The organism is Phyllobacterium sp. GQ127 (assembly GCF_059758635.1).
In genome coordinates this window covers 1-2803 of sequence record NZ_JCAXDZ010000019.1, presented here as the reverse complement: position 1 = coordinate 2803, position 2803 = coordinate 1, and the positions used below count along the sequence as shown (strand labels likewise).

3 protein-coding genes are annotated in these 2803 nt (G+C 51.5%); 2 read left to right on the top strand and 1 reads right to left on the bottom strand.

Translation table 11 applies throughout. The annotated features are described in order from the left end of the window. Positions 1-71 precede the first annotated feature (71 nt). A complete protein-coding gene (locus AC6CHM_RS25045) occupies positions 72-1505 on the bottom strand; it encodes an aldehyde dehydrogenase family protein (RefSeq protein ID WP_498176046.1) in 1434 nt (477 codons plus the stop codon). Positions 1506-1707: 202 nt separating this feature from the next. On the opposite strand from AC6CHM_RS25045, the gene AC6CHM_RS25040 reads away from it, so the two are divergent. Together AC6CHM_RS25040 and AC6CHM_RS25035 are read left to right on the top strand one after the other, a co-directional pair. Then, entirely contained in the window at positions 1708-2475 is a 768-nt protein-coding gene (locus AC6CHM_RS25040) for an SDR family oxidoreductase (protein WP_336442418.1), read from the top strand. Then, positions 2472-2803 (top strand): gluconokinase (locus AC6CHM_RS25035; RefSeq protein ID WP_498176044.1); only part of this gene is annotated, 332 nt, incomplete at its 3' end. The genes AC6CHM_RS25040 and AC6CHM_RS25035, both read left to right, overlap by 4 nt.

Sequence of the window (2803 nt, the reverse complement as noted above, 5' to 3'; positions counted from 1 at the left end):
CAGGGCAAAAAAACAAGGGGCGCTGCCTGCGCAACGCCCCTTCAACATTCACATAGATCCTGCGACGAGGATCAGGCCAGCGTATAGGCGGTTTTCACCGTCGTATAAAACTCGGCAGCGTATTTGCCCTGCTCACGAGGGCCATAGCTTGATCCCTTACGTCCGCCGAAAGGCACATGGAAATCAACACCGGCAGTGGGCAGGTTAACCATGACCATCCCAGCTTCGGCATTGCGTTTGAAATGAGTCGCATGCTTCAGGCTCGTCGTCGCAATGCCCGATGAGAGGCCAAAAGGCGTATCATTTGCTGTATGCAGCGCCTCTTCATAATCCTTGACGCGGATGACACTGGCGACAGGACCAAATATTTCTTCGCGAGAAATACGCATTTGATTCGTCGCTTCCGTAAACAAAGCGGGCTGCAGATAGAAGCCGGGATTATCCCGTGTCAGCCGTTCGCCGCCAAAAGCGAGCTTTGCACCCTCTTTTTGACCGATAGCAATATAATCTTCATCCTGCTTGAGCTGGCTCGCATCGACAACGGGGCCAATATGCGTCCCCGCCTTCAAAGCATCATCAACTATGATCGTTTTCAGTTTTTCCGAAACAGCAGCAACGAATCGGTCATGGATGCCCTCGGTGACAATGATTCGAGAAGACGCTGTGCAACGCTGACCGGTTGAGAAAAACGCACTATTTACAGCGGCGTCGACCGCGACGTTGAGCTCGGCATCATCCAGAACAACAAATGGATTTTTACCGCCCATCTCCAACTGGAATTTGCGCATATGCTCAATTGATGCTGCAGCGACGCGTTTTCCCGTACCGACAGATCCGGTGAAAGTGATCGCATTGACATCGGCACTGTCGAGAATTGTCTGCCCTACAACTGAACCCTTGCCCATGACAAGATTAAGCACACCCTTTGGCAGGCCCGAACGATGCAGGATATCGACAATTGCCCAAGAGCAGCCTGGCACGAGATCGGCTGGCTTAAAAACAACAGTGTTTCCATAGGCAAGCGCAGGGGCGATCTTCCAGGCAGGAATCGCAATGGGGAAATTCCACGGGGTGATGATGCCGACAACGCCAACCGGTTCTCTCGTAATTTCAACACCGATATTCGGACGAGCACTTGGCAAAACTTCGCCTGCAAGCCGCAACACTTCTCCGGCAAAGAAGTCGAAGATTTGCGCTGCACGCAAAGTTTCACCAATCCCTTCGGCCAGTGTCTTGCCTTCTTCCCGAGAGAGCAATCGGCCAAGTTCATCCTTGCGGGCAGTGATCTCATCTGCAGTTTTGCGCAAGATTGCATGACGTTCGAGAATTCCAGAACGCGCCCAAGCAGGAAAGGCCGCTTTTGCAGCAGCAATGGCCCGTAACGTGTCCTCAGCCGTCGCTCTCGCATATTCCCCAACCACATCATTGGTGTTGGAAGGATTGATATTGACAATGGCGTCGCCACCGGCCCATTCGCCGTCGATCAGATTTTGGTGCAATGTCATGATTGTGTTCTTTCGTTCTGTTCAGTTGAATCAATACCATAGGAGACAGGCGTTTCAACGGTTAATCCAGAACATTTGGCTTTTCGGCCATATGGAGCTTGATTGGCCGGGTAGAATGCTGCGTAAAGGACTGCTAGTTAAGCTTATCGAGCACCCCGGAATATTCGTCCGCTCACAAGAAGCGAATAAGAGGAACGTCCACATGCCCTACTCATTGTTTAATCTTGAGGGGCGCCTCGCGCTCGTTACTGGGTCCAGTCAAGGTATCGGCTTCGCTTTGGCAAAAGGTCTCGCATCATATGGTGCGACGGTCGTCCTCAACGGCCGCAACCGGGAAAAACTTGCAGCAGCCGTCACCGAACTCAGTGCTGAGGGGTATAAGGCGCATACCTCGCATTTCGATGTAACCGATATTGGTGCGGTCAAGACGGGGATTGATAAGATCGAGGCCGAGATCGGTCCGATTGATATTCTCATCAATAATGCCGGTATGCAATTTCGTGCTCCCCTGGAGGATTTTCCGGATGATAAATGGCAGCAATTGCTGCAAACAAACATCTCGAGCGTTTTCTACGCCGGCCAGAGCGCTGCTCAACACATGATCAAGCGAGGCCGCGGCAAGATTATCAATATTGCTTCGGTTCAGAGTGAACTGGCCCGGCCATCCATAGCGCCATACACGGCAACGAAAGGCGCTGTTCGTAATTTGACGCGAGGCATGTGCACGGATTGGGCGAAATATGGTCTGCAAATCAACGCTATCGCACCCGGCTATTTCAAAACCCCATTAAATCAAGCATTGATCGATGATCCGGAGTTCTCCACTTGGCTGGAGAAACGGACCCCGGCAGGACGATGGGGAAATGTTGAAGAATTGGTTGGCGCTGCAATATTCTTGGCAAGTGATGCCTCGTCCTTTGTTAATGGGCAAGTTATCCACATCGATGGCGGGATTACAGCTTCAATATGATACGCATTATAGTAATGGGCGTGAGCGGTTCGGGAAAAACCTCCGTCGGAGTTGCGATCGCCGAAGCCTTAAAGCTTCCTTTTTTGGAAGGCGATACGCTTCATCCCGAACGTAACGTCGAAAAAATGTCTTCCGGCATTCCATTGACGGATGATGACCGCTGGCCGTGGCTCGACAAAATTGGCATTGAACTGGCCAAAGCTGAAAATGGGCTTGTAGTGTCGTGCTCAGCTTTGAAAAAAAGCTATCGCGAACGTTTGAGAGAGAAAGCTGGCGGACCGCTTGCATTCATTTTCCTGGATGGCGAAGTCGAGGTTCTACGATCGCA